Annotated in this window: 16 protein-coding genes; 15 read left to right on the forward strand and 1 reads right to left on the reverse strand. The window is 77.3% G+C overall.

The features are described from left to right. The first annotated feature begins 64 nt into the window (after window positions 1–64). From ACFCX4_RS02610 to ACFCX4_RS02680, 15 genes are read left to right on the forward strand one after another with little or no spacing between them, the layout of a single operon-like run. Window positions 65–1,204 (forward strand): cysteine synthase family protein, encoded by a 1,140-nt coding sequence (locus ACFCX4_RS02610; protein ID WP_376138230.1) that lies wholly within the window; start codon window positions 65–67, stop codon window positions 1,202–1,204. After that, window positions 1,201–2,286, forward strand: a complete 1,086-nt coding sequence (gene vioC / locus ACFCX4_RS02615; protein WP_376138232.1) for an arginine beta-hydroxylase, Fe(II)/alpha-ketoglutarate-dependent — start codon at window positions 1,201–1,203, stop codon at window positions 2,284–2,286. The genes ACFCX4_RS02610 and vioC overlap by 4 nt, the downstream gene beginning before the upstream one ends. Next, window positions 2,283–3,437 carry a capreomycidine synthase gene (gene vioD, locus ACFCX4_RS02620; RefSeq protein ID WP_376138234.1) on the forward strand — a complete coding sequence of 385 codons (1,155 nt, stop codon included), beginning with the start codon at window positions 2,283–2,285 and terminating at the stop codon, window positions 3,435–3,437. The genes vioC and vioD overlap by 4 nt, the downstream gene beginning before the upstream one ends. Beyond that, a complete protein-coding gene (locus ACFCX4_RS02625) occupies window positions 3,434–4,750 on the forward strand; it encodes an MFS transporter (RefSeq protein ID WP_376138236.1) in 1,317 nt (438 codons plus the stop codon). Before vioD ends, ACFCX4_RS02625 begins: the two co-directional genes overlap by 4 nt. Continuing rightward, window positions 4,747–8,007, forward strand: coding sequence for an amino acid adenylation domain-containing protein (locus tag ACFCX4_RS02630; protein WP_376138237.1), 3,261 nt, complete (start codon window positions 4,747–4,749; stop codon window positions 8,005–8,007). The genes ACFCX4_RS02625 and ACFCX4_RS02630 overlap by 4 nt, the downstream gene beginning before the upstream one ends. A gap of 26 nt (window positions 8,008–8,033) precedes the next feature. After that, window positions 8,034–11,303, forward strand: a complete 3,270-nt coding sequence (locus ACFCX4_RS02635) for an amino acid adenylation domain-containing protein (RefSeq protein ID WP_376138239.1) — start codon at window positions 8,034–8,036, stop codon at window positions 11,301–11,303. A gap of 15 nt (window positions 11,304–11,318) precedes the next feature. Next, complete coding sequence (locus ACFCX4_RS02640; RefSeq protein ID WP_376138240.1) at window positions 11,319–12,134, forward strand: thioesterase II family protein; 816 nt, start codon at window positions 11,319–11,321, stop codon at window positions 12,132–12,134. Further along, window positions 12,131–13,765 (forward strand): condensation domain-containing protein, encoded by a 1,635-nt coding sequence (locus ACFCX4_RS02645; protein WP_376138242.1) that lies wholly within the window; start codon window positions 12,131–12,133, stop codon window positions 13,763–13,765. Before ACFCX4_RS02640 ends, ACFCX4_RS02645 begins: the two co-directional genes overlap by 4 nt. Continuing rightward, window positions 13,762–14,916: an acyl-CoA dehydrogenase family protein gene (locus ACFCX4_RS02650; RefSeq protein WP_376138243.1), complete on the forward strand. Its 1,155-nt coding sequence runs from the start codon at window positions 13,762–13,764 to the stop codon at window positions 14,914–14,916. The genes ACFCX4_RS02645 and ACFCX4_RS02650 overlap by 4 nt, the downstream gene beginning before the upstream one ends. Window positions 14,917–14,932: 16 nt before the next feature. After that, window positions 14,933–16,042, forward strand: a complete 1,110-nt coding sequence (locus tag ACFCX4_RS02655; RefSeq protein WP_376138244.1) for a hypothetical protein — start codon at window positions 14,933–14,935, stop codon at window positions 16,040–16,042. Continuing rightward, the gene (locus tag ACFCX4_RS02660) at window positions 16,039–16,959 is read left to right on the forward strand and encodes an ornithine carbamoyltransferase (RefSeq protein ID WP_376138245.1); all 921 of its coding nucleotides are present in this window, start codon (window positions 16,039–16,041) and stop codon (window positions 16,957–16,959) included. The genes ACFCX4_RS02655 and ACFCX4_RS02660 overlap by 4 nt, the downstream gene beginning before the upstream one ends. Further along, on the forward strand, window positions 16,956–18,308 hold the full coding sequence (locus ACFCX4_RS02665; RefSeq protein ID WP_376138246.1) for a condensation domain-containing protein: 1,353 nt from the start codon (window positions 16,956–16,958) through the stop codon (window positions 18,306–18,308). The genes ACFCX4_RS02660 and ACFCX4_RS02665 overlap by 4 nt, the downstream gene beginning before the upstream one ends. Next, on the forward strand, window positions 18,305–18,505 hold the full coding sequence (locus ACFCX4_RS02670) for an MbtH family protein (RefSeq protein ID WP_376138248.1): 201 nt from the start codon (window positions 18,305–18,307) through the stop codon (window positions 18,503–18,505). The genes ACFCX4_RS02665 and ACFCX4_RS02670 overlap by 4 nt, the downstream gene beginning before the upstream one ends. 29 nt (window positions 18,506–18,534) lie before the next feature. Then, window positions 18,535–20,328, forward strand: a complete 1,794-nt coding sequence (locus ACFCX4_RS02675; RefSeq protein ID WP_376138250.1) for a non-ribosomal peptide synthetase — start codon at window positions 18,535–18,537, stop codon at window positions 20,326–20,328. After that, window positions 20,325–21,728: a KamA family radical SAM protein gene (locus tag ACFCX4_RS02680; protein WP_376138251.1), complete on the forward strand. Its 1,404-nt coding sequence runs from the start codon at window positions 20,325–20,327 to the stop codon at window positions 21,726–21,728. The genes ACFCX4_RS02675 and ACFCX4_RS02680 overlap by 4 nt, the downstream gene beginning before the upstream one ends. On the opposite strand, the gene vph is transcribed toward ACFCX4_RS02680, so the two are convergent. Further along, a complete protein-coding gene (gene vph, locus ACFCX4_RS02685) occupies window positions 21,719–22,585 on the reverse strand; it encodes a viomycin phosphotransferase (RefSeq protein WP_376138253.1) in 867 nt (288 codons plus the stop codon). The genes ACFCX4_RS02680 and vph overlap by 10 nt on opposite strands. Window positions 22,586–22,615 lie beyond the last annotated feature (30 nt).

Below are 22,615 nucleotides of genomic sequence, written 5' to 3' on the forward strand. Positions count from 1 at the left end.
CGGCGCCGGCGGACGGAACGGACAGGACCCACAGGACCCACCGGACTGAGACGAGGGCGAGGAGTTGTCACCCACAACGCCGCCGGTCACCGCGGCCACCACCGAAACCACCAATCCCGTGCTCGACTACGTGCGGCGTGCCGTCGACGGCTACCCGGTCGTGCCGGTCCGCACCGTGCACACCGAGATCGCCGGCATCCCCCGCACCCTGACGCTCAAGCTGGAGGGGCACTCGCCCTGGCGGTCCGTCAAGGGCCGCACGGCGCTCAGCCTCGTCCGGTCGGTGGCGGACGACCTGACCGTGCCCGGGGCCACCGTCGTCGAGTCGACCTCGGGCAATCTCGGACTCGCGCTGTCGGCCATCTGCCGGGACCTCGGGCTGCGGTTCATCGCCGTCGTGGACCAGCGGCAGTCGCCGGTGCTCCGCAAGGCGATCGAGGACAACGGCGGCGAGCTGGACTGGGTCAAGACCCCGGACGACGCCGCCACCCACCTCCAGGACCGGATCGCCCGGGTGCGCGAACTCGTGCGGGACCTGCCGCACGCCGTCTGGCCCAACCAGTACGAGAACGACGCCAACTGGCGCGTCCACGAGTCGTGGACCGCCCCGGAGCTCGACGCGCAGGCCGGCCCGGAGGCCCAGGTGCTGTTCGCCGGGGTGTCGACCGGCGGCACCCTGGCCGGGCTGTCCCGGTACTTCCGGCACGCCCGGCCGAACCTGCGGATCGTCGCGGTGGACGTGCGGGGCTCGACGGTCTTCGGCGGGGTGCCGCGCCCGCGGGCGCTCTCCGGGATCGGCGCCAGCCGGCGCTCGGCGTTCCTGGACGGCACCGACTGCGACGCGGTCCTGCTGGTCGAGGAGCGGCGTGCCGTGGCCTGCTGCCACACGCTGCGCGCGGACACCGGGATCGCGGTCGGCGGCTCCAGCGGCGCCGTCCTGGCCGGCGCCCTGGAGTACTTCTACCGGCATCCCGAGGTGCGGCACGCCCTGTGCCTCTGCCCCGACCTGGGCGACAACTACGCCCCGACCGTGTACCACCCCGCCTGGCTCGACCGGATCGGCCTGCCCGCCGACGCCGGCCGGCTGCGGCACCGTACGGGCGCCGCCTGCCCGGGCTTCCGGGCCGACGCACCCGAGCACCCCGTACCGGACGACGAGGCGGCGGTGCCCACCGCGCCATCCGAGGAGGACGTACCGCGATGACCGCTTCCCGCACGACCCACGACGGCGGCCGGGCGGCTCCGCCCGCGGGCGGCGGCCCGCCCGGCCCGTACGCCGAACTGACGCTGTCCGCCCAGGAGGCGGCGGGCGCCCTGGCCCTGGCCGGCGCGTGCGCCCGCGACTACCCCGGCTCGGACGCCGCCGCCTTCCTCGCCGACGCGCCCGTGATCGCCCACGAACTCCCCCGGCGGGTGCGGACGTTCCTCGACCGGGCCCGGCTGGACGAGCGCCCGCACGTGCTGCTGCTGCGCGGCAACAGCGTCGACGACGAGCTGCTCGGCCCCACCCCGGAGCACTGGCGCAGCGCCCGCACCCGGGGCTCGCGCCCGTTCGGCTTCCTACTGGTGCTCTACGCGAGCCTGCTGGGCGACGTCTTCGGCTGGGCGACCCAGCAGGACGGGCGAGTGGTCACCGACGTGCTGCCGACCCGGGGCTCGGAGGACAGTCTGGTCAGCTCCAGCAGCCGCCAGGAGCTGGGCTGGCACACCGAGGACGCGTTCTCGCCCTACCGGGCCGACTACGTGGGCCTGCTGTCGCTGCGCAACCCGGACGGGGTGGCCACGACGCTGGCGGGAACGCCGCTGGACGCCCTGGACGAGCGCACGATCGACGTGCTCTTCCAGGAGCGCTTCCTGATCCGTCCGGACCACTCGCACCTCCCCGCCAACAACTCCGCACAGCGGCCGGACGACGGGGAGTTCGAGGAGATCGCCCGGGCGGTGCGCGCCCCGGTGCCGGTACCGATCCTCACCGGCCACCGGGCGGCGCCCCAGCTGCGGGTCGACAGCGACTTCAGCGCCCCGGCGGCGGGCGACGAGGAGGCGGCCCGGGTCCTGCGGCTCCTGCGGGAACGGGTCGACGCGGCCCTGTACGACCTGGTGCTCGGCCCCGGCGACGCGGCGTTCATCGACAATCGCCGGGCGGTGCACGGCAGGCGGTCCTTCCAGCCCCGCTACGACGGCCGCGACCGCTGGCTCAAGCGCATCAACGTCACCAGCGACCTGCGCCGTTCGCGCGTGGTGCGGGCCAGTGCCGAGTCCCGGGTACTGGGAGCGGGGCGGTGACCGGGCTGCCGGACGTGCCGGCCGCCGCGCTGGAGGACTGGCTGCGCGAGCGGTACTTCCGGGCGGAGCACGACATCAGCAGCAGCGGGGTGCACAACCACACCCTGGGCGACCTGCGCGCGCTCGACCCCGGGCTGCGCGACGGGGAGCTGGACTCGCTGGTGTTCCGGGACGGCCCGTCGCTGGGGGCGGAGCGGCTGCGCGCGGCCGTCGCGGCCCGGGTGCGCCCGGGGCCCGGCCAGGTCGTGATGACCACCCACGGGTCGAGCGAGGCGCTGTTCCTCGCCTTCGCCGCGCTGCTGCGGCCCGGGGACGAGGTGGTGGTGCCGGATCCGTCGTACCACTCGCTGTCGGTGCTGGCCGCCTCGGCGGGCGCGGTGCTGCGGCGCTGGCCGCTGCGGCCGGAGAACGGCTTCGTGCCGGACCTCGCGGACCTGCGGGCGGTGCTCACCCGCCGCACCCGGCTGGTGGTGGTGAACTTCCCGCACAACCCCACCGGGGCCTGCGTGGACCCGGCCGGCCGGGCGGAGCTGCTGGAGCTGGTCGGGGCCAGTGGCGCGACGCTGCTGTGGGACGGCGCCTTCACCGACCTGGTGTACGACCACCCGCCGCTGCCGGACCCCTCGCGGGACATCGGCCGCAGCCTGTCGTTCGGCACCCTGTCGAAGGCCTACGGCCTGCCCGGGCTGCGCGTCGGCTGGTGCGTGCTGCCGGCCGCGCTGGCCCCCGAGCTGGTGCGCGTGCGCGACTACCTGACGCTCAGCCTGTCCCCGCTGACCGAGCTGCTGGCGGCGGTCGCCGTGGAGCACGCCGACGAGCTGATCGGTCCGCGGCTGGCCGAGGCCCGCCGCAACCGGGACCTGCTGCTGGAGTGGGCGGCGGCGAGCGGGGGCGCGGTGGAGTGCCCGGTGCCGCGCGGCGGGGTCACCGCCTTCCCCCGGTTCCCGGGCGTCGGGAACACCAGGCCGCTGTGCGAGCGGCTGCTGGAGCGCCACGGCGTGCTGGTCGTCCCCGGGGACTGCTTCGGCCGCCCGGACCGGATGCGGATCGGCTTCTCCTGCCCGGAGGGCGAGCTGCGGCAGGGCCTCGGGGCGATCTCCGCCGAGCTCGCGGAGCTGCCCGGCGCGCTGGTCCGGGGCGGTGCCGGGTGAGCGAGCCGGCCGCCCCGGGCACGGCCGGCGGCAAACCCGCGCCGCTGCGCCGGAACCGGGACTTCCGGCTGTGGTGGGCCGGGACGATGGCCAGCGCCGTCGGCGACGAGGTCACCGCGGTGGCCCTGCCGCTGCTCGTCCTGATGCTCACCTCCTCGCCCCTGCACGCCGGCCTGGTGGGCAGCGTGGAGGCGATCCCCCCGCTGCTGCTGAGCCTGCCGATCGGCATGCTGGTGGACCGCGTCTCGCGGCGCCTGCTCATGGTCGGGGCGTCGCTGCTGAGCATGGCGTCGATCGTCACGGTGCCCGTCGCCCACCTGCTGGGCGAGCTGCACCTGCCGCAGCTCTACGCCGTGGCGTTCGTCAGCAGCCTGGCCGCCACCGTCTACCGCATCGCCAACACGGCGGCGCTGCCGGGCATCGCGGGCCGGGAGCGGCTGGGCGAGGCCGCGAGCCAGAGCGAGACGATCTGGGGCACCTCCGCGCTCGTCGCCCCGCCGCTGGCGGGTCTGATGTTCGAGTCGATGAGCCCGGCCGCGCCGTTCCTCCTCGACGCGCTGTCGTTCCTGGCCATCACCGCGGCGATCCTCGCGATCCGCTCCCGGCTCGGGCCGGACGGCACGCCCGCCCCGCTGCGCTGGCGGCGCGAGCTGACGGCCGGCATGCGGATCACCGCCCGGCTGCCGCTGGTGCGCACGCTGACCGCGCTGACCGCCCTCGGCGACTTCCTGTTCGCCGGCATCGGCCTGCTGCTGATCGTGCTCGCCAAGGACAGCGGCGCCTCCGGGCCCCAGGTGGGCACCGTCTTCACCGCGGCGGGGGTGGGCAGTCTGCTCGGTGCGGCGCTCGCGCCGCGGATCGAGCTGCGGCTGGGGCTGCGGACGGCGGTCGTCGGCAAGCACTGGCTGACCGCCGCGCTGTTCCCGCTGCTGCTGCTCGGCCTGCCGCCCTGGGGCATCGGGGCGGTGTGGGGCCTGGTGGCCGGGCAGGTCGCGGTGCTGAACGTGATCCAGATGAAGTACCTGATGAGCCAGGTGGGCGACGACCGGCTCGGCCGGGTGGAGGGCTTCATGACCTTCCTCTCCCGGAGCAGCCTGCCGCTCGGCTACGCCCTCACCGGCGTGCTGCTGGACCGGTTCGGCGCCTGGCGCACCCTCCTGGTGTTCGAGGGCGTCCTGATCGCCCTCGCCTGCTACTCCCTCGTCGGCCGCGGCCTGCGCGAGAAGCCCGCACCGTCCGCCGGGGACGGCGACGCACCCCCGGAACCGTCCACCGACCTGCCCCTGCTGACCCGGCCACGGAGCGACCGATGACCGATCTCGACCACACCACCTGGGACCTGCGCACCGAGGAACAGCGGCGCTCCTCCCCCGCCGCCCTGACGGGCCCGGAGCCCGCCTGGGAGTACGACACCACCCTGGTCCGGCTGGTCCTGGAGCGGGCCGCGCGGACGCCGGACGCCGTCGCGGTGCGGATCGGCGGCGGGCGGCTCACCTACCGCGAACTGGCCCGCGACGCCGCCCGCGTGGCGGCCTGGGCCGCCTCCCTGCGCAGCCGTGCCGGGGCGGACGGCGACGGCACGAACGGCGACGACGGCCTGCGGATCGGCGTCGTCGCGCACCGGACGCTGCCGGTCTACCCGGCCCTGCTCGGGGTGCTCGCCGCCGGCGCGGCGTACGTGCCGCTCGACCCGTCCGCCCCCGCGGCCCGGCTGCGGGAGACCGCCCGGCGGGCCTCGCTCGCCGCCGTGGTGACCGACGCCGAGGGCTGGGCCGGGCTCGGCCTGTCCGGGACCCCCGCCCTGCTCACCGACCGCGCCCTGCCGTTCCAGCGGGCCGGACTCGCCTCCGGCGCCCTCACGGAGTTCGACGCGCTGCCGGACCCCGGGCCCCGCCCGCTCCCGGGCCCGCGGCCGGGCGACGTCGCCTACGCCGTCTTCACCTCGGGCTCCACCGGCGCCCCCAAGGGCGTCCTGGTCGAGCACCGCGGCGCCGTCAACCTGGCGCGCTGGGTGGAGCACACGACCGGGATCGGCCCGGACAGCAGGGTCACCCAGAACGCCTCCCTGCACTTCGACGCCTCGGTCCAGCAGATCTTCTCCGCCTGGGCGGCCGGCGCGACGCTGCTCCCGGTGCCCGAGGCGGTGCGGGTGGACGGCGCGCTGCTGTACGAGTGGCTCGCGCAGGAGGGCGTCACGCACTGGGACTCGGTGCCCTCGCTGTGGGCGCCGGTCGTGGAGCACTGCGCCCGGCGCGTGGCGCAGGGCGAGCGGGTCCTGCCCCGGCTGCGGGCCGTGCTGCTGGCGGGCGAGGTGCTGCCGGCGGCCCGGGTCAACCAGTGGCGGCCCTGGCAGCAGGGGCACCGGCTGTTCAACATCTACGGCCCCACCGAGGTGACCGTCGACGCCACCAGCCACGAGGTGACCGGCCCGGTGACCGGCGGGGCGCCGCCCATCGGCCGTCCGCTGCCCGGCCTGCGCGCCCTGGTGCTGGACGCCGGCGGCCACCCGTGCCCCGTCGAGGCCGACGGCGAGCTGTACCTCGGCGGGATCGGCGTCGCACGCGGCTACCTCGGCGACCCGGCCCTGACCGAGGAGCGGTTCGTCACCCGGCCGGACGGACGCTGGTACCGCACCGGCGACCTGGTGCGCCGCACCACCGACGGCGAACTGCTGTTCACCGGCCGCCGGGACGACCAGGTCAAGGTGCACGGGGTGCGGATGGAACTGCCCGCCGTGGAGCGGGCGCTGTGCGCCGACCCCCGGGTCGGCGACGCCGTCGCGGTGGTCCTCGACGACGGCCGGGGCCGGCACGAACTGGCCGCCGCCGTGACCGTCCGGGAGCCGGTGACCGGCGCGGCCCTGCGCGCGGCGCTGGCCCGGGAACTGCCCGCCGCGATGGTCCCGGCCCGGCTGCTCGTGGTGGAGTCCCTGCCGCGCACCGCCAACGGCAAGGCGGACCGCAGGGCCTGCGCCGCCCTCGTGCGCGACTTCGCGGACACGGCGGAGGACGACGGTCCGGCCGACCGGCCGGTGACCGCCACCTGCCGGCGGCTGGTGACGCTGTGGCGCCGGGTGCTCGGCCGCGAGGACCTCGGTCCCGACGACGACTTCTTCCGCAGCGGCGGGGACTCCATCGCCACGATCAGGCTGCGCCGGGAGTGCGCCGGGGCGGGCCTGTCCCTCCGGGCGACGGACGTCTTCGGCCATCCCACCCCGCGCCGGCTGGCCCACCACCTGGACCGCTCCGGGGCGGCCCGGCCCGCCCCCGCACAGGCGCCGGACACCCCGGACGCGGCCGGACGGCCCGCCGGCGGCCCGCTCCCGCTGCTGCCCGCGCAGCGCCGGCTGGCGGTGGCGACGCTGCTGTCCGACCGCACCCCCCAGCCCGGCCTGGTCCAGGAGACCACCGTGTACGAGGAGGAGTTCGACGCCGGGGCGCTGCGCGGCGCGCTCGACCTGCTGGCCGAACGCCACGAGGTGCTGCGGACGGGCGTGGCGCAGGGTCCGGACGGCTTCCTCGGCCGCACCGCCGAGGAGGTGACCGTCCCGCTCGTGGTGCACCGGTTCGCCGGGGACGCGGCCGGGCGGACGGCCGTGGTGCGCTCGCACGCCGACGCCGCGCTGCGCGAGGAATTCGACCTGTCCGCCCCTCCGCTGCTGCGGGTCGCCGCGTTCGACTTCGGGCCGGCCGGCTTCGCGCTGACCTGGACGCTGCACCACCTCGTCTCCGACGGCTGGTCCTGGGACCTGCTGCAGCACGAGTTCGACACCTGGTACGCGCAGTTGCGCGGCGGACGGTTCCGCCCGCTGCCCGCGCCGCCGCTGCCCTGGCGGGAGCTGGCCGGGCACTTCGCGCGGACGGCCCCGCCCGGGCCCGAGGAGGCCTGGCTGGCCGGCCTGCGCGCGGTGGAGCCGCTGTCCCTGCCGCCCGGCCGGCGCGCCGCGGGGGACCGCGCCCACCTGGAGTGGTCCGTCCCGCCCGGCACCGACGCGGCCCTGCGCGCCGCGTCGGCGGCGGCCGGCTGCACGCCGAGCGCCGGGTACCTGCTGGCGTACGCGGAGGCACTGGGCCGGGTGTGCCGGCAGAGCGCCTTCCCGGTCGGCGTGGTGTCCTCCGGGCGCAACCTCGGACTTCCGGGCGTGGAGGGCGCGGTGGCCTGCCTGGCGCGCACCCTGCCGGTCCCCGTCCTCCTCGCCGGGGACCACCGCGAGCGGCTGACCCGGGTGCACGCGGGCCTGGCGGCCGTGCTGGCGCAGGACGCCGCCGATCCCGACCGGGTGCTCGACGGCCTGCCGGCCGCGGTGCGCGACCCCGCGGCGGGCTTCGTCTTCCAGAACCACCCCGACGCCCCGGCCGGGCCCGCGCCGCTGCGGCGCGCGGCGGCGGGGTCGTGGTGGCGGGAGACCGGTTCGGAGCCGGTCGCACTCGTCTGCCACCAGGGCGAGGGGGGCGGCTTCCACTGCCGGCTGGAGTACGACCCCGGCGAGGTCGACGCCGCCACGGCCGGCCTCCTCGCCCGGGAGATCCGGCGCGCGCTCGACCGGCCGGCCACCCAGGACCCGACGTGACCCCCGCAGGAAGGACCACCGCCCCCATGACGACCGTCCCGGACACCCCGGCCGCCCCCGGCCCGCTCGCGGACGCCCCGCTGAGCCCCGAGGAGCGGGCCGCCTGGCTGGCCTTCAACGACCGCGCCACCGCCCGGCCGGACGGACCGGCCCTGGCCGCCCTGCTGGCGGACACCGCGGCCCGCCGCCCCGACGCCCCGGCCGTGCAGGCGCTGGACGGCACCTGGACCTACCGGCGGCTGCACGCCGAGGCCGACCGCCTCGCCGCGCTGCTGACCCGGCACGGCGTCGGCGGGGGCGACACCGTCGCCGTCGCCGCGACCCGCCGGCTGGCCGACTACGCCGCCCTGCTCGCCGCCCTCAAGACCGGCTGCGCCTACCTTCCGCTGGCCCCCGACACGCCCGCCGCGCGGCAGGAGTTCGTGCTGGCCGACTCGGGCGCGGTGGCCCTGGTCGCCGAGGCCGGGGCGGCGGCGGCGCTGGCGGCCGTCGGCGGCGGGCTCCGGGTGCGGATCAGCACCGGCGGGCCGGCCGCCGCCCCGCCGGGCTGGATCGCCGCCGATCCCCTGCCCGACGCCGATCCCCTGCCCGATGCCGGGCCCGCTCCCGCGCCGCCCGCCCCGGCGCCCCGGCGGACCGCGTACGTCATCTACACCTCCGGCAGCACCGGAACCCCCAAGGGCGTGGTGACCGACGAGGCGGCGCTGCTCAACTTCTGCGACTGGTACGCCGAACGGCACGACGTGGTGCCGCACGACCGGCTCGCCCAGACCGCGCCGCTGACCTTCGACCCGTCGGTCCAGCAGCTCTTCCCCGCCTGGACGGCGGGCGCCTGCCTGGTGGTGGTGCCCGAGGAGGTGCAGCGCGAGGGCGGCGAGTTCTTGGACTGGCTGGCCGCCGAACGGATCACCCACCTGGACATCGTCACCCCGCACTGGCTCCAGCTGCTGGAGGTGGCCGCGCGCAGGGAGCGCACCGCGCTGCCCGCGCTGCGCTGGATCGTGGTCGGCGGCGAGACGTACTTCTTCCACCAGACGCACCGGTGGCACCGCGTGGTCGACTCGCCCGCGCGGCTCAACACCGTCTACGGGCCCACCGAGGCGACCGTCAACGCGACGGAGTTCCTCGTCGACCCGGTGACCACCGAGGGGCAGGTGCCGATCGGGGTCCCGCTGCCCAACTACCGCGCGTACGTGCTGGACGGGCACGGCGCCCTCTGCCCGCCCCACATCACCGGCGAACTCCACCTGGCCGGGGCGGGGCTGGCGCGGCGCTACTGCTCCGAGGAGGCCACCCGGCGCGCCTTCCACGAGGCCGCCACCGGCCGGGGCGGGACCGAACGGCTCTACCGGACCGGGGACCTCGCCCGCCTGGTCGAGCACGACGGCACCTGGGTGCTCGAATTCCAGGGCCGCACCGACAGCCAGGTGAAGGTCTCCGGGTACCGGATCGAACTGGAGGAGGTCCGGGCCGCGCTGGCCGCCGTCCCGGGGGTCACCGGCTGCGCGGTGGTGCTGCGCACCGAACCGGCGGCCCAGCTCGTGTGCGGCTACGTCGCCGAGGACCTGGCGCCGGAGCGGGTGCGCGCGGAACTCGCCGAGCGGCTGCCCGCGTACATGGTCCCGCACGTGATCGCCCCGGTCGCGCAGGTCCCACTGACCGGCAACGGCAAGGTGGACGACGGCGCCCTGGTCCGGCTGGTCGCCGGGTACGACGCCGGCACCGGGGGCGCCGAGCCGGACGGCCCCGTGGAGACCGCGATCGCCTCCGCGTGGGCGGAGGTACTCGGGCTGCCCGCGGTCCACGCCGACGACGACTTCTTCGCCCGCGGCGGCTCCTCGCTGCTCGCCTTCCGGGTGGTGGCCCTGCTCCGGGACCAGGGGGTCGTCCTGCGCGCCGCCGACCTGCTGCAGGCCCGCACCGTGCGCGCGCTGGCCGCCCGGGCGACGACGGGGCCCCGGGACGCCGCGGACGCCCCGGCCGGTGCCGGGGGCCGCCCCGCCGTCCCGGCCGCCGCCGCGGCGCCGGTCCTCCCGGTGCCCCGGCACGAGCTCGCGGACGGCCGCGGTCCGCTCCTCGCGCTGCCCCCGGCCACCGAACTCGCGCTCCTGGGCGGGGACACCGAGGACACCGGCGACCACGCCGTGCTCGACCTCGGGCTGCCCGTCGGCTGCGAGCCGGAGGCCGTGCGCCTCGCCCTGGCCGGGGTGATCGCCCGTCACCCGCTGCTGCGTTCCCGGCTGGACCTCGGCGGCCCGCGGCCCGCGCTGCGGGAGATCCGGGTGGACCGCTTCGACCTGCCCGTCCTGGAGGGCGGATCGGCCGCGCTCGCCGACGCGGTGCGCCCCCTGCTGACGGCCCGCACCGGGCTGCGGCACGGACTGCCGGTCGCCGCCGCGCTGCTGCGGCTGCCCACCGGCCCGCGGCTGCTGCTGGCCGTGCGGCACCTGCTGGTCGACGGCCCGGCGCTGCGCCGGATCACCGCCGAACTCGCCGCCGGACTCGCGCTGACCGGGCCCCCCGCGCCGCCGGTCCCGCTGCCGGAACGGCTCGCGGCGCTCGCCGGGCAGGCGAGCCGGATGCGGCCCGGACCGCACGTCGGCGCCTTCCTGGACGCCGAGCGCGAGGCACAGCGCCGGCTCGGCCCGCTGGTCACCCACGACGGCACGGTCGCCGTGGTGGAGCTCGGCGCCCTGCCCCCGGAGGTGCTGCCGCCGGGCGCAGCCGGGGAGTGGGAGCCCCGGCTGGTCGCGGCCGCCGCGCTGGCGGCGCACCGCTGGCTGGGCCTGGCGACCGTGCCCGTGACGCTGCCCCGGCAGGGCCGCCCGGCCGGCCCGCCGGGTGCGGGGGATCCGGTCGCCAACCTCTCGGACACGGCCCCGCTGCTGGTGGAGGCGGGCGCGGGCGGGCCGGCCGCGCTGCGCTCGGCGATCGGCGAATGGGCCCGCCGCGCCCAGCCGTTCACGCACTGGTCGGCGGCGGTGCTGGCGCACTGCCCGGAGCTGGCACTGCGCTGGCCCGGGCGGCGGGCGCCGCTGACCGGCTCCTTCGTGGTCGCGGTGGAGGGCGCGGAGCCCGGGCCGGGCCCCGGCGGCATCACGGAGCACGACAGCCCCACCGCGCCGGACCCGGCGATGTCCGGGGCCGTGCAGTTCACGGTGGTGGCGGGCCCCGACGGGCTGCGGCTGCGGCTGACGGGCTGGGACCTGCCGGAGGCCGTCCTCGCGGAACCCGCCGCGCTCTGGCGGGCCGCGCTCGCCGAACTGGCCGCCGGCACCGGCGGGGACGAGGGCTGAGGGATGGGAACCGTGATGTCCGGACCGGCGGGCACCGACCCGCGGTGGCTGCGGCCCTGTGCGGGCGACTGGCGCGACGGCGGGGGCCCGGTGCTGCTGTGCCTGCCCCACGCGGGCGCCGGCGCCCTGTCCTTCGCCGGCTGGGAGTGGCACGGGCTGGGCGGCTTCGAGCCGGTGGCGGTGCGGCTGCCCGGCCGCGAGGACCGGTTCGAGGAGGAGCCGGTCACCGACTGGGCCGCCCTGGTCACCCTGATCGCCGACGCACTCGGCGACCTGGCGTACCGTCCGCTGGCGGTGTTCGGCCACAGCATGGGCGCGCTGACGGGCTTCGAGCTGCTGCGGGAGCTGCGCCGGCGCGGACTGCCGGACCCGGTGCTGTTCGTGGCGTCCGCGCACCTCGCGCCGCAGCGGATGCCGGCCGGGGACCTCCCCGCCGCCCCGGCGCCGCGCGGCACGGACGAGCTGCTGGCGTACATGCGCCGCCTCGACGCGGACGGGCCGGGCGAGCTGCTCGACGACCCGGAGTGGCGGGAGATGGTGCTGCGCCCGCTCCGCGGCGACCTGCGGCTGCACGACGCCTACCGGTACCGCGAACTGCCGCCGCTCGCCACGCCCTTCGTGGTGATCAGCGGCGACGACGACCCCGCCGCCCCCGCGGCCGGGTGCGCCGGCTGGACGGAGCTGACCTCGGCGGCCGGTGTCCGGCGCGGCTATCCGGGCGGCCACTTCTACCTCCGGGAGCGGCGCGATCAGCTCCTGACCGATCTCTCCGGCGACCTCGAACAGGCGCTGGACGCACGCCGCACGGCGGCGGAAGGGGGTGGCCGATGACCCCGGCACCGGTGGACGACGGCCTGCTGGGAACCGCGACGGCCGCCCTGCGGGAGGTCCTGGACGTCCCGCAGGTGCCGCCGCGGGCGAACTTCTTCGCGCTCGGCGGGAACTCCCTGCTCGCCGTGCGGGTGGCCGGGCGGCTGAGCCGGGCGCTGGGGCGGCGGGTGCCCGCGACGGCCGTCCTCGACCACCCGACCGCGCAGGAGCTGGCCGGTCACCTGGCGGCCACCGGCCCGGCCGCGGGGCCGCCGGCCGGGCCCGCCCCCGCACCCGCCGCCGGCCGGCGGGAGGACCCGGGCACGGCGGCCGGCGGACCGCGCCGGTTCCCGCTGTCCGCGGCGCAGCGCCGCGTCTGGCTGCTGCACGCCGTGGACGCTGACCGCCTGGACCACCTGGTCACCGCCTCCTTCGACGTGACCGGCGACTTCGATCCCGCCCTCGCCCGGGCGGCCTGGACCCGGGTCGTCGAGCGGCACGAGGCACTGCGGGTCCGGCTGGAACTGCCGGACGGGGAGGGCGCCGAGCCGGTCCAGGTCGTGGAGCCCGGGCCGCTCACCGGGTTCGGCTACCTGGACGTGGCGCCGCTGCCGGCGGAGGTGGGCCGACGGCTGCTGGCCGAGCGGGTCAGGCTGCTGCGCGGCACACCGCTGCCGCTGGACACCGGGCCGCTGTCCCGGGTCGTGCTGGTGCGCACCGCCGTGTCCCGCTACCGGCTCGAACTGGTGGTGCACCACATCGTCTGCGACGGGTGGAGTCTGGGCATCCTGGTGGCCGACTTCCTGGACGCCTACCGCGCCGCCGCCGCCGGCGCGGGCGGGCCGGCGGACCCCGGGCCCCGGTTCTCCGACCACGTGCGCTGGGAGCGCGAGGAGGAGTCGGCGCGCTGGCCCGCGCTGGCCGAGCGGGTCGCCCGCCGGTTCGCCGACCGCCCCGAGACGCTCCCGCTGCCCGAGGACCCGCTGCCGGTGGACCCGCACGCGGACGGCGACGACGTGGTGCTGCCGGTGCCCGGCGCCCTCGCCGGGGCACTGGCCCGGGCCGGCGCCGAGACCGGTCACACCCGGCTCACGCTGGGCCTGGCCGCCCTCGGCGTGCTGCTGCACCGGATCAGCGGCGCGGAGGACGTGCTGGTCGCCGTGCCGATGGCCGGCCGGGTGCGGCCGGAGGACGAGCGGACGGTGGGCCTGTTCGTCAACACGGCGGTGGCCCGGGTGCGGCTGGCCGGGGTGCGGGACGTCCGCGAGCTGCTGGCCCGGGTGCGCCTGGAGGCCGCCGAGGCGCTGGAGTGCCAGACCTATCCGTTCGACCGGCTGGTGTCCCTGCTGGGGGCGGCCCGGGACGGCACCCGGATGCCCCTGGCCCGGGTCTCCCTCGCCGTGCAGGACTTCGCCGGGAGCCCCGGACCCGACCCCTCGCTGGGCTTCCGGTGGGTGGAGGAGGACCCCGCGGAGCGGCAGAGCAAGCTCGACCTCGCGTTCGGCCTGTCGGGCGGCGGCGCGGCCCGGCCGTCGCTGACCGTCACCTACCGGCCGTCGCTCTTCCGCCGCCCGACCGTACAGGCATGGGCCGAGCAGTACCTGCTCGCCCTCGACAGGGTCACCGGCGCGGTGACCGGAGGCGTCGCATGAGGCTGACCCGGCAGCACGAACTGTTCCGCACCTCCGTGCGGTCCGTCCTGGAGCGCGAGTGCGCCGCCGTCGACGAGTGGGAACGCGCGGGCGCCATGCCCGTGCACGAGCTGTACCGCGGGCTCGGCGGGGAGGGCCTGCTGGGCCTGACGCTGCCGGCCGGGCACGGCGGGCTCGGCCTGGACCTCGGCTACTCCTACGTCTGGGCGCAGGAGCTGGGCCGGCTCGCGGCCGGCTCGCCCGCGATGAGCCTGTCCGTCCAGACCGACATCGTGCTGCCGCTGCTCTCCGCGGCCGGCTCCGGGCGCGTCGTCGAGGAGTTCGTGCGCCCCGCCGTGCGCGGTGAGCGGGTGGCGGCCCTGGCGGCGACGGAGCCGGGCGGCGGCTCGGACCTGGCGGCCGTGCGGACCACGGCCGTTCCGGACGGCGACGAGGTCGTGCTCGACGGCCGCAAGGCGTACATCACCCACGGGTCCGTCGCCGACTTCGCCGTGGTGCTCTGCCACCTGACCGCGGCGGACACGGCCGCCACCGGCCTCGACTCGCTGGCGCTCGTCGTCGTGCCCGCGGACCTGCCCGGGGTGGTCCGGGAACGCTACGGGGCCAAGCTCGGCAACCGCGCCTGCGACCACGGGAGCCTGGAGTTCACCGGGGTGCGGGTGCCGCGGGAGTACGTGCTGGGCGAGCCCGGCACCGGCTACGAGTGGCTGAGCCGGGTGTTCACCCGGGAGCGCGCCTTCCTGGCCGCCGTCGCCGCGGTGCGGGCCCAACGGGCCCTGGCCGGGGCACTGGGCCGGGCCCGGGAGCGCGGCGTGCTGGGCCGGCGGCTCGCCGAGCACCAGGCGGTCTCCTTCGCACTGGCCGAACTCGACGCCGAGCTGGCGCTGGTCGAGCAGTACACGGGCGAGGTCTTCCGGCTGCTCCAGGAGGACCGGCCCGCCCTGCGGCAGGCGAGCATCGCCAAGCTGCGGGCCACCCGGCTGGAGCGCGAGGCCGCCGAGGCGCAGCTGCGGGTGCACGGCGGCGAGGGCTACCTGGACGGCGGACCCGTCGAACGCGCCTGGCGCGACGCCCGGGCCGGCGCCCTCGCCGGCGGGGCCGACGAGGCGCTGCTGCACCTGATCACGGCCTATCTGACCACCGACCACTGACCGAAGGGCGACGAGCATGACCTCGTACGTACCGCCGCTGACCGCCCCCGGGGCGGGCTCCGGCCACGACCCCGCCGCGCCGTCCGAAGGGCTGCTGTTCCTGGACCGGGCGGCCGTCCGGGCCTGCGCCGGGACCATCGACCCGGTGGAGGCGGTGGAGTCCGTGTTGCGGGCGCACGCCGCCGGGCACACCGGGCTGCCCGCCGAGGGCTACCTGCCCTGGACCAACGCCGAGGGCGCGTACTGCCGTTCGATCGCCATGCTCGGCGCCGTGGGCGGCCCCGGGTCCACCGCGTACGGCATGAAGCTGATCAACGCCGCGACCTCCAACCCCGGTCTGGGCAGGGAGCGGGCGGGCGGCTGCACCTTCCTCTTCGACCCGGAGACCGCCCGGCCCGTCGTCCTCGCCGAGGCCGCCTACCTGTCGGCGCTGCGCACGGCCGCGTACACCATGTCGAGCCTGCGCCACCTCGGTCCGCCGGAGTTCGCCGAGGTGACGCTGATCGGCTGCGGGGCGCAGGCCCGCAGCCACGCCGAGCTGCTGGCCCGGTACTTCCCCGCCGTCCGCGCCCTGCACGTCCACGACCTGCTCCCGGCGCGCACCGCGGCCTTCGCCGACTGGGTCCGGGCGAGCGGCCTGCCGTTCACCGTCACCGCGCACGAGCGGCCGGAGCGGGCCGCGGCGGCGAGCCCGGTGGTGATCACGGTGACGGTCTCGGACGCGGGCTACCTGGACGCGTCCGCCCTGCGGCCCGGCAGCTTCGTCGCCCACGTGTCCCTGGACGACCTGCGGCCGGACGTGTTCGACCGGGCGGAGGCGGTGTTCGTCGACGACGTCACCCTGGTGCGGGAGAACCCGCGCCGGGTCCTGGGCCGGCTGATGGCGGAGGGCCGGGTCCTGCCGCCCGGCGCCGGCGCGGGGGCGGACGGTGCGACGGTGCTGAGCGGCACCCTCGGCGACGTCCTCACCGGCACGGTGCCCGCCCGCCGCCCCGGGCGGGGGGTGGTCGTCAGCAATCCGTTCGGCATGGCGGTCCTGGACGTCGGGCTGCTGGAGCGGGTCTTCGCGCGGGCGTCCGCCGAGGGGCTCGGCACCCGGCTCGACCTGATCGGCGCGGACCGGTGAGCCGCCCGGGCCTCTACTCGCTGGCGGACCTCGACGACGGCGCCGTGCGGCGCATCGTCCGCCGCACCATCGACCTCCACGCCGACCGCGACGCCCACGACCGGCCGCTCGCCGGCCGACTGGCCGGGATGCTGTTCACCAAGACCTCCACCCGCACCAGGACGGCCTTCACCACCGGGGCCGTCCGGCTCGGCGCCCACCCGGTCACCTTCGGTCCGGCCGACCTGCAGACCAACACCGGGGAGTCGGCCGCCGACACCGGCCGGATGCTCGCCGACATGCTGGACGTGCTCGTCGTGCGCACCGCGGGCCCGGTGCGCGAGCTGCGGGAGCTCTCCGGCGGGGGCCTGCTGCCCGTCGTCAACGCGATGTCCGCCGAGGAGCACCCGACCCAGGGCCTGGCCGACCTGGCCACGCTGACCCACCACTTCGGCGGGCTCGACGGCGTGCGGGTGCTCTACCTGGGCGAGGGCAACAACACCGCCGTCGCGCTGGCCCGCGCGCTGAGCCGGCAGCCCGGCTGCCACACCGTGTTCGCCTGCCCCCGCGGGTACGGGCTGCCCGCCCCCGTCCTCGCGGCGGCCGCGGCCGACGCCGGGCGCGGCGGCGGTTCCGTCACCCAGTGCGACAACCCGGCGGCCGTGACCGGCCCCGTGGACGCCGTCTACACCTCGCGCTGGCAGACCACCGGGAGCAGCAAGGCCGACGCCTCCTGGCGGGACGCCTTCCGCCCGTTCCACGTGGACGCCGCCGTCCTGGGCCGCTGGCCCGGCGCCGTCCTGCTGCACGACCTGCCGGCCCACCGCGGCGAGGAGGTCTCCGGCGAGGTGCTGGACGGGAAGTCCTCGCTGGCCTGGACCCAGGCCCGGATGAAGGCGGCCGGCGCGATGGCCGTCCTGGAATGGACCGCCGGATGACCGGGCGGGCCACCGCGGAGGTGATCGCGCCGCTCTCCTCGGCGCAGTACGGCCTCTGGTTCCTGGAGCAGCTGGACGGGCCGTCGGACGCGTACATCCAGCCGTTCGCGCACCGGCTGCGCGGCCCGCTGGACGTGCCCGCCCTGGAGCACGCGCTGACGGAGCTGGTCCGCCGCCAGCGGGCCCTGCGCTCCCGGGTCGACCTGGTCGACGGCGAACCGCGGCAGATCGTCGGCCCGGCGGGCCCGGCCCGCCTGCACCGGCTGGACCTCGCGCACCGCCCGGGCGACGCCGCCGCGGAGGTGTCCCGCTTCGCGCTGCGCCCGTTCGACCTGGCGGCCGAGGACCCGCTGCGGACCCTGCTGGTACGGCTCGGCCCGGACGACCACGTCCTGGTGTGCGCGGTGCACCACATGTTCTGCGACGGCCTCTCGCTGGCCGTCCTGGGCGAGGAACTGGCCGTCCTGTACCGGGCGGCCCGTTCCGGCCGGCCCCCGGCGACGGCGCTGCCGCCGCTGGCGGCGCAGTACGCCGAGGTCGTCGCCGAACGCGCCGAGCGGGCCGCCGGGCCCCGGGGCCGGGCCGCGCTGGCACGCTGGCGCGAGCGGCTGGCCGGCGCGCCCGCACTGGACCTGCGCACCGACCTCCCCCGCCCGCCGGTCCGTTCGGGCCGCGGCGCCCGGGTGCCGCTGGTGGTGCCCGCCGGGGACCTGCGGGCCGTCCGGGAGGCCGCCGGCCGCCACCGGGTCACCCCGTACATGCTGCTGCTCGCCGCGTTCGCGACGACGCTGCGCCGGGCCGGCCGCGGGACCGACCTGAGCGTGGGCACACCGGTGTCCGGCCGTTCGGGGCCGGCCGAGGAGTCCCTGATCGGGCTCTTCACCAACACCGTGGTCCTGCGGCTGGACCTCTCCGGCGAGCCCGGCCCCGAGGTGCTGCTCGGCCGGGTGCGGCAGCAGGCCCTGGCCGCCTACCAGGACGGTCACGTGCCCTTCGAGCACGTGGTGGACGAACTGCGGCCCGCCCGGGACCTCTCCCGCACCCCGCTGTTCCAGGTGATGTTCAGCTTCCAGGAGTTCGACGAGCACACCCTGGCCCTCGATGGCCTGGACGGCACCCTCTGGGACGTCCCCGCCGGCACCAGCAAGTTCGACCTCGAACTCGAACTCGGCCGGGAGGGCGACCGGTTGACCGGCTTCCTGGAGTACAGCACGGACCTCTTCACGGCGGCCGGCGCCGGCCGGCTGGCCGGCGACTTCCTCGACCGCCTGCGGGACCTCCTGCGCGGGGCCCCGCCCGCCCCGAGCCCCCGCTCCCCCGCCCACCTCTCCCCCGAGGAGCCCGCATGACCAGCCAGAGCAGCCCCGGGACCACCGCCCACCAGGTCGTCGTCAACGACGAGGAGCAGTACTCGCTGTGGCCCCTGGACCGGCCCCTGCCCGGGGGCTGGCGGCCCGAGGGCACCACCGGCACCCGTCAGGAGTGCCTGGACCGCATCGAGACGGTCTGGACCGACCTCCGCCCGCTCAGCGCCCGCCGCTCATGAGCGCCGCCGCCGTGGGCACCGGCCCGCTCGTGACCGGACCCCCCACCGTCACCGAACTGCTCGCGGGCGCCTCCCGGCGCACCCCGCACGCGCCCGCCGTCGTCACCCGGGAGGGCATGATCAGCCACGGCCGGCTCGACGCCCACGTCGAGCGGCTGGCCGGGGCGCTGCACGGGCGCGGCATCGGCGCGGGCGACCTCGTCGCGGTGCTCGCCGACCGCTCCTGGCAGGCCGTCGCCGGCCTCCTCGCGGTGCTGCGGGCCGGCGCCGCCTACGTCCCCCTCGATCCCGCCGACCCGCCGGAGCGGCTGCACGACCTGGTCACCCGCATCGCCCCGGCCGCCGTGCTCGGGCGGGCCGAGCCGCTGGCCCGGCTCTCCCTCCCCGGCGTGCCCGCGGTGCCGGCCGACGCCGCGGTGCCGGAGCCGGGCGCGGCCGCCGGGCCGGGGCCGGCCGCCGGCGACCTCGCGTACGCGATGTTCACCTCCGGCTCGACCGGCACGCCCAAGGCGGTCCTCGTGCCGCACCGCGCCCTGGCCGCCGCCACCGCCTCGCTCGCCGACCTGTTCGGCATCGGCCCGGCCGACCGGGTGCTGCACTGGACCTCGCTGCTCTGGGACACCAGCGGCGAGGAGATCTACCCCGCGCTCGGCCGCGGCGCCGCGCTCGTCGTCGACGACCGGGTCGAGGCGCGCTCCGTGCCGGCCCTGCTCGCCGTCCTGCGGGAGCACCGGGTCACCGTGGTGGACCTGCCCACGGCCATGTGGAACGAGCTGGTGGACCACCTGGCGGCGGGCGACGAGCCTTTGCCGCCGAGCCTGCGGCTGGTGGTCATCGGCGGCGAGGCGGCCCAGGCCCGCACCGTGCGGCGGTGGTCCGAGCGGGTGCCGGACGGCGTCCGGCTGCTCAACACCTACGGGCAGACCGAGACCGCGATGGTCACCCACGCCGCCGAGATCGGGGGCGCGGCCGGGCGGGCGCTGGGCGACGACGACCCGGTGCCGATCGGATACCCGTTGCCGCACGTCCGCCAGGCCCTGGTGCCCGGCCCCGACGGAGCGGCCGAGCTGTGGATCGGCGGCCCGGGCGTGGCCTGGGGGTACGCGGACCGGCCCGCGCTGACCGCGGCCGCGTTCCCGCCGGAGCCGGACGGCGCCGGCGCGCGCGGCTACCGGACCGGTGACCTGGTCCGCGCGCTGCCCGGCGGCGCGCTCGCCCACGCGGGCCGGGCCGACCGGCAGCTGAAGATCCGCGGGGTCCGGGTGGAACCCGCGGAGGTGGAACGGGTGATCGGGACCTGCCCCGGGGTCGCCGCGGCGGCCGTGCTCACCGTCGGCGAGGACCGCGGACAGCCGCGCCTCGTCGGAGTGTTCGTGCCGTCCGCGTCCGCGCCGGCCACCGGTTCCGAGGTCGCCGGCCACTGCGCGGACCGGCTGTCCCGGGCCCTGCTGCCGCACCGCGTCGTGGCGGTCGCCGCGCTGCCGCTGCTGCGCACCGGCAAGGTCGACCGGGCGGCGCTGCGGGCGGCCGTCGAGGCCCTGCCGCCCGCCGGCGCCACCCCGGCCGCGGCCGCGGGGGAGGACGGCGGCGCACCGGCGGCGGTCCTGCGGATCGCCGAGCTGTGCGGGCGGATCCTGGGCCGCCCGTGCGGTCCGGACGACTCCGTCTTCGCGCTGGGCGGGGACTCCCTGACCGTCACCCGGCTGATCTCCCAGGTGTACCGGGAGACGGGCGTCGAGCTGACCTTCCTCGACGTGTTCGACCACGGGAGCCCGCGCGAGCTGGCCCGGCTGCTCGAAGGCGAAGGGGGTGACCCCCGGTGACCGTCCCCGCGCCCCCTCCCCCGGCCCAGCCCTACCTCTACCGTCGCCGGGAGCTGACCGAACCCGACTGGCGCCGCTTCCCCGGCTGGCGCGACGTCACCGCCGCCCAGTGGCGGGACGCCCGGTGGCAGCGGGCCCACAGCGTGAAGAGCGCCCGCCAGCTGCGCGCCGTGGTCGGCGCCGGTCTCGACGAGAAGTTCTACGCCGACCTGGCGGAGGACCAGGAGCGGCACGCGACGATGGCCATGCTGGTGTCGCCGCAGATGCTCAACACCATGGCGCCGCTGACCGCGGCGGAGGCCGAGGGCTTCACCGACGACTTCTACGCCGACCCGGTGCGCCGCTACATGATCCCGGTCCGCTCCGACCGCGACCCGCGGTGGCCCAGCCACCCGATGTCCTCCCGGGACTCCCTGCACGAGGCGGAGATGTGGGTCGTCGACGGCCTGACCAGCCGCTACCCGACGAAGGTCCTCGCCGAGCTGGTCACCACCTGCCCCCAGTACTGCGGGCACTGCACCCGGATGGACCTGGTCGGCGGCTCCACCCCCTCCGTCGGCAAGCAGCGGCTGCGGCTGCGGCCGGCCGACCGGCAGGAGGCGATCCTCGACCACCTGCGGCGCACCCCCCAGGTGCGCGACGTGGTGGTCTCCGGCGGGGACGTGGCGAACGTGCCCTGGCCCCGGCTGGAGTCGTTCCTCACCCGCCTGCTGGAGATCGACTCCGTGCGCGACGTCCGGCTGGCCACCAAGGCGCTGGTCGGACTGCCCCAGCACTGGCTCCAGCCGGCGGTGCTGGCCGGGATGGAGCGCGTCGCCCGCACGGCCGCCGGACGGGGTGTGCACCTCGCGGTGCACACCCACGCCAACCACGTCCGCTCCGTCACCCCCCTGGTGGCCGAGACCGCCGGGGCGCTGCTGGCGGCCGGGGTGCGCGACGTCCGCAACCAGGGGGTGCTGATGCGGTCCGTCAACGACACGGCGGACGACCTGCTCGACCTGTGCTTCGCGCTCCAGGGCGAGGCCGGCATCCTGCCCTACTACTTCTACATGTGCGACATGGTGCCCGGCGCCGAGCACTGGCGGACCACCCTGGCCGAGGCGCAGGAGCTGCAGCTCGCCGTCATGGGCTACCTGCCCGGCTACGCCACGCCCAGGATCGTCTGCGACGTGCCGTACGTGGGCAAGCGCTGGGTGCACCAGGCCGTCGAGTACGACCGGGAGCGCGGCATCTCGTACTGGACGAAGAACTACCGCACCCGGCTCGAACTCGACGACCCGGAGGCGCTCAACCGCCGGTTCCCCTTCTACGACCCGCTGTCCGCGCTGCCCGAGAGCGGCCGGCGGTGGTGGGAGGAGACGGTCACGGCGCGGGAGCGGGCGGCATGTGCTCAGCGGTAGCCGGTGAGCCCGTCGGCCAGCTCCTCCTCGTCGCCGTCGCGCTGGGCGTAGAGGGCCTGCTGGAGGGCGAAGGTGCCGCGGATCGCGCTGATCCGGTCGGCGACGTCACCGCCCGGCGCGCCGTCGCCGAGCGCGAGCACCCGGTCGAGCAGCTTCTCGCCGTAGCTGGCGCCGATCGCGGCGAGGTCCTCGGCCTGGTCGCCGAGGGTGACCTCGTCCCAGTCGACCACGCCGCTGAGCCGCGGCAGGCCGTCGACGGTCTCCCACAGCACGTTCTCCCCGCCGAGGTCACCGTGCACCACGGCGGAGCGCAGGTGGGGCAGGCCGTCGAGGGCGGCGAGCTCCCGCCCGGCCCGCGCCCGGCCGTCGTCGTGCATCAGCGGGAAGAGCTCCGCCCGGACACCGTCGGCGAACTCCCGCCACTCCCCCTCGGGGGCGTCCGGGAGGACCGCACGGGCCCGGTCGTCGCCGCCGGCCGCGGCCAGTCCCGACAGCAGCGCGGCGTACTGGGCGGCGACCGCCTCGGCCGCCTCGGGGCTCTCCAGGGCGTCCTCCTCCAGGGGCGCCCCGGGGACCCGGGTGAGCACCAGGTAGGCCGGCTCGTCCGGGCCCGCGGCGGCGGCCTCCTCCAGCGGCTCGGGGGTGCGGAAGCCGAGGCCGAGCCCGGCCAGGGCGCGCAGGCGCGCCGCCCGGTCGGGGAGCCGCTCGGCCGCGGCGGGCGTCCGGGCGAAGCAGACGACGCGCTCCGTGCCGATCACCACGTGGTGGAACTGCCCCTGGTGGACGGCCAGGTCGTCCGGCGCGTCGCCGGGCAGCAGCTTCGCGAGCAGGGCGCGGTGGGTGTCGAGGATCTCCATGACGGGTGAACTCTCCTTTGTGACGGACGG

Origin of the sequence: Kitasatospora sp. NPDC056327 (assembly GCF_042261735.1) — a bacterium.
Classification (GTDB): domain Bacteria; phylum Actinomycetota; class Actinomycetes; order Streptomycetales; family Streptomycetaceae; genus Kitasatospora.

What these genes read in the sequence shown, in the direction of transcription:
- vioC (WP_376138232.1), top strand. Translation starts at nt 1,201, where the DNA reads ATGACCGCTTCCCGCACGACCCACGACGGCGGCCGGGCGGCTCCGCCC.
- ACFCX4_RS02630 (WP_376138237.1), top strand. Translation starts at nt 4,747, where the DNA reads ATGACCGATCTCGACCACACCACCTGGGACCTGCGCACCGAGGAACAG.
- ACFCX4_RS02635 (WP_376138239.1), top strand. Translation starts at nt 8,034, where the DNA reads ATGACGACCGTCCCGGACACCCCGGCCGCCCCCGGCCCGCTCGCGGAC.
- ACFCX4_RS02640 (WP_376138240.1), top strand. Translation starts at nt 11,319, where the DNA reads ATGTCCGGACCGGCGGGCACCGACCCGCGGTGGCTGCGGCCCTGTGCG.
- ACFCX4_RS02645 (WP_376138242.1), top strand. Translation starts at nt 12,131, where the DNA reads ATGACCCCGGCACCGGTGGACGACGGCCTGCTGGGAACCGCGACGGCC.
- ACFCX4_RS02650 (WP_376138243.1), top strand. Translation starts at nt 13,762, where the DNA reads ATGAGGCTGACCCGGCAGCACGAACTGTTCCGCACCTCCGTGCGGTCC.
- ACFCX4_RS02655 (WP_376138244.1), top strand. Translation starts at nt 14,933, where the DNA reads ATGACCTCGTACGTACCGCCGCTGACCGCCCCCGGGGCGGGCTCCGGC.
- ACFCX4_RS02665 (WP_376138246.1), top strand. Translation starts at nt 16,956, where the DNA reads ATGACCGGGCGGGCCACCGCGGAGGTGATCGCGCCGCTCTCCTCGGCG.
- ACFCX4_RS02670 (WP_376138248.1), top strand. Translation starts at nt 18,305, where the DNA reads ATGACCAGCCAGAGCAGCCCCGGGACCACCGCCCACCAGGTCGTCGTC.
- vph (WP_376138253.1), bottom strand. Translation starts at nt 22,585, where the DNA reads ATGGAGATCCTCGACACCCACCGCGCCCTGCTCGCGAAGCTGCTGCCC.